At 70.5% G+C, this 3,434-nt stretch carries 4 protein-coding genes; 3 read left to right on the forward strand and 1 reads right to left on the reverse strand.

What is annotated here, in order from left to right:
* Positions 1 to 25 precede the first annotated feature (25 nt).
* The gene (rpsT, locus tag ACIY1X_RS17255; protein ID WP_038218344.1) at positions 26 to 328 is read right to left on the reverse strand and encodes a 30S ribosomal protein S20; all 303 of its coding nucleotides are present in this window, start codon (positions 326 to 328) and stop codon (positions 26 to 28) included.
* Between the two features lie 122 nt (positions 329 to 450).
* On the opposite strand from rpsT, the gene murJ reads away from it, so the two are divergent.
* The 3 genes from murJ to ACIY1X_RS17270 form a co-directional block, all read left to right on the forward strand.
* Positions 451 to 2,016: a murein biosynthesis integral membrane protein MurJ gene (gene murJ / locus ACIY1X_RS17260; RefSeq protein WP_399682776.1), complete on the forward strand. Its 1,566-nt coding sequence runs from the start codon at positions 451 to 453 to the stop codon at positions 2,014 to 2,016.
* A 56-nt stretch (positions 2,017 to 2,072) separates the two neighbouring features.
* Positions 2,073 to 2,924 carry a SirB1 family protein gene (locus tag ACIY1X_RS17265; protein WP_038218343.1) on the forward strand — a complete coding sequence of 284 codons (852 nt, stop codon included), beginning with the start codon at positions 2,073 to 2,075 and terminating at the stop codon, positions 2,922 to 2,924.
* Positions 2,925 to 2,934: 10 nt separating this feature from the next.
* Positions 2,935 to 3,434: bleomycin resistance protein (locus tag ACIY1X_RS17270; protein ID WP_399682779.1), on the forward strand; the 500-nt coding region annotated here is incomplete at its 3' end.

Consider the following 3,434-nt stretch of genomic DNA (forward strand, 5'->3'; position numbering starts at 1 on the left):
GGCGATCCGGGCTGACCTGAAGACGTCAGGCGGCGGCGGTGGCCAGGGCTTTCACCTTGGCGGCCAGGCGGCTCTTGTCGCGAGCGGCCTTGTTCTTGTGGAAGATGCCCTTGTCGGCGATCGTGTCGATCACGCTCTGGGCCTTGGCGAACAGCTCGGTGGCCTTGGTCTTGTCGCCGGTGGCGACGGCCTTGTCCACGTTCTTCACCGCGGTGCGGTACTTGGAGCGCAGCGAGCTGTTGGCGGCATTGATGTGGGTGTCCTGGCGGACGCGCTTGCGGCCCGACGCGAGGCGCGGGTTCTTCTTCTTGGGCTTGGCGGATGCCATGGTTGGGGTTCCTTAAAGGGTCTGTGGATGTTGCAGCAAAGCCCACCATTATATGCCGGCCCGGCGGGGGAGGCAATTGGTCCGGGTAAAAGAAAGGCGCCCGGCCCCTACACTTGCGCGCCGTGTCGCTGTTCCGCTCCGCCTCCACCGTCTCGCTGCTCACGCTGGCCTCGCGCGTCACGGGCCTGATCCGCGACGTGCTGATGAGCTCGGTGTTCGGCGTCAGCGCGCTGACCGACGCCTTCTACGTCGCCTTCCGCATCCCCAACCTGTTCCGCCGGGTGTTCGGCGAGGGCGCCTTCAGCCAGGCCTTCGTGCCGGTGCTGGCCGCCCACCGCACCGAGCAGGGAGAGGCGGGCGCCAGGCAACTGATCGACCATGTCGCCACGCTGCTGCTGTGGGCGCTGGTGCTGCTGTGCGTGGCCGGCGTCGTCGGCGCACCGCTGATGGTGTGGGCGATGGCCAGCGGGCTGGAGGGCAAGGCCGGCGCCTTCGACGCGGCGGTGCTGATGACGCGCTGGATGTTCCCCTACATCGGCTTCATGTCGCTGGTGGCGCTGGCCGGGGGCATCCTCAACACCTGGAAGAAGTTCGCGGTGCCGGCCGCCTCGCCGGTGCTGCTCAACATCGCGCTGATCGCCTCCATCGTCGTCGGCGCGCCGCTGTTCCGCCGCTGGGGCATCGAGCCGATCTATGCCCAGTGCGTGGGCGTGATGGTGGGCGGCGTGCTGCAGCTGGCGATCCAGCTTCCCGCGCTGCGGCGCCTGGGCCTGCTGCCGCGGGTGGGCACCGGCGCGGCCGCGCTGCGCACGGCCTGGGCCGACCCGGCCACGCGCAAGGTGGTGAAGCTGATGCTGCCCGCGCTGCTGGGGGTGAGCGTGGCGCAGCTGTCGTTGCTCATCAACACGCAGATCGCCTCGCACCTGGCGGCCGGCAGCGTGACCTGGGTGACCAATGCCGACCGGCTGATGGAGTTCCCCACCGCCATGCTGGGCGTGGCGCTGGGCGTGGTGCTGATGCCGCAGCTGGCGGCCGCGCGCGCCGCGCAGGACGACGCGCGCTACTCCGCCATGCTCGACTGGGGCCTGCGGCTGGTGGTGCTGCTGGCGGTGCCCTGCGCCGTGGCGCTGCTGCTGTTCTCGCGCCCGCTGGTGGCGGTGCTGTTCCACAACGGCGCCTTCAGCGCGCTGGACGTGCAGCGCACCACGGCGGCCCTGTCGGGCTACGGCGTGGGGCTGTTGGGCATCGTCGCCATCAAGGTGCTGGCGCCGGGCTACTACGCCCGCCACGACATGAAGACGCCGATGCTCATCGCGGTGGGCGTGCTGGTGTTCACGCAACTGCTCAACCTGCTGTTCGTGCCGCTGCTGCAGCACGCGGCGCTGACGCTGACCATCGCCATCGGCGCCATGGTCAACGCGCTGTGGCTGCTGGTCGGGCTGATCCGCCGCGGCAGCTACCGGCCGCTGCCGGGCTGGGGCCGCTTCGCGCTGCAGGTGCTGCTGGCCTCGGCGGTCATGGCGGTCCTGCTGTGGTGGGGCGACCGGCATGTCGACTGGGTGGCGCTGCGCGCGCAGCGGCTGCTGCGCATCGGCCTGCTGGCCGGCTTCGTCGCTGCCGCCGCGGCCGTCTACTTCGCCGTGCTGGCGCTGGCCGGCGTCCGGCTGCGCAGCCTCATGAGGCGCTGATGTCCATGGGGGCGGCGCGTCTTGACGCTGCCCCGGCGCCTCCACTACAAAGACCCATGCCCCTGAGCTTCGAGCCACCCTCGCCGCTGGCTTACTTCGCCACCCTCGTGCAGAGCGACGAGCAGTTCCCCCTGCTCGAAGCGGCCGCCAGCCTCGCCCAGGACGAGTACCCCGACCTGGACGTGCAGCAGGTGCTGGGCGACGTGGACCAGCTCCTGGCCCGCCTGCGCCGCCGCCTGCCGGCCGATGCCGCGCCGCTGGCGCGCCTGCGGGCGCTGAACCAGTTCTTCTTCCACGACCTGAACTTCGGCGGCAACGTCAACGACTACTACGACCCGGACAACAGCTACCTGAACGCGGTGCTGCGCACGCGGCGCGGCATCCCGATCTCGCTGGCGGTGCTGTGGATCGAGCTGGCGCAGGGGCTGAACCTGCATGCGCGCGGCATCGGCTTCCCGGGGCATTTCATGCTCAAGGTCTCGCTGCCCAAGGGGCAGGTGGTGATCGATCCGTTCACCGGCCGCTCGCTCTCGCGCGAGGAGCTGTCGGAGCGGCTGGAGCCCTACAAGCGCAGCAACGGGCTGGTCGGCGAGTTCGACGTGCCGCTGGGCCTGTACCTGCAGCCCGCCTCGCCGCGCGAGATCGTGGCGCGCATGCTGCGCAACCTCAAGGAGATCCACCGCAGTCAGGAGGACTGGATGCGCCTGATCGCCGTGCAGGACCGCCTGATCGTGCTGCTGCCCGAGGCATGGGGCGAATGGCGCGACCGTGGCCTGGCCCACGCTGAGCAGGGCCACCCCCGGCAGGCGGTGGACGACCTGGAGGTCTACCTGGCGCACGCCGAGGACGCGCTGGACGTGGATGCCGTCGCCGAGCGCGTGGCCGCGCTGCGCCGTGCCCTGAACTGAGGCCGCGGCCATGGACCACCCCGCCGCCGCCTCGCCCGACCTGGGCACGCTGCACCAGTTCCACGGCGTGCAGCCGGTGCTGCCGGTGTCCGACGTGACCCGTGCGGCGCGCTGGTTCCGCGACGTGCTGGGCTTCGAACTGGACTTCGTCGCCGGCGAGCCGCCGAGCTATGCGCGGGTGAAAAGTGACCTCTCGGGCAACCGCTTTGCGCTTGCCCGATCCCCCAAGGGGGATGCTTTTTCATCTTGGGGTGGCCCGGCGATGACAAAGGGCGACCGGACGTACGGCGACCCGGTCTACATCCGCCTGTGGCAGCACAGCGGCCGCGAGGCCAGCCCCTGGCGCGGCGAGATCGTGATCCACGTCGGCCACGACGTCGACGGGCTGCATGCCGCCTACGTGAAGCGCGGCGTGGACGTCATCGAGCCGCCGCAGTCCCAGCCCTGGGGCCTGCGCGAGTTCGCCATCCGCGAGCCCGACGGCCACATCCTGCGCTTCTGCGGATATCT

It is taken from the genome of Xenophilus sp. (assembly GCF_044462705.1).
Taxonomy (GTDB): Bacteria; Pseudomonadota; Gammaproteobacteria; order Burkholderiales; family Burkholderiaceae_C; genus Xenophilus; species Xenophilus azovorans.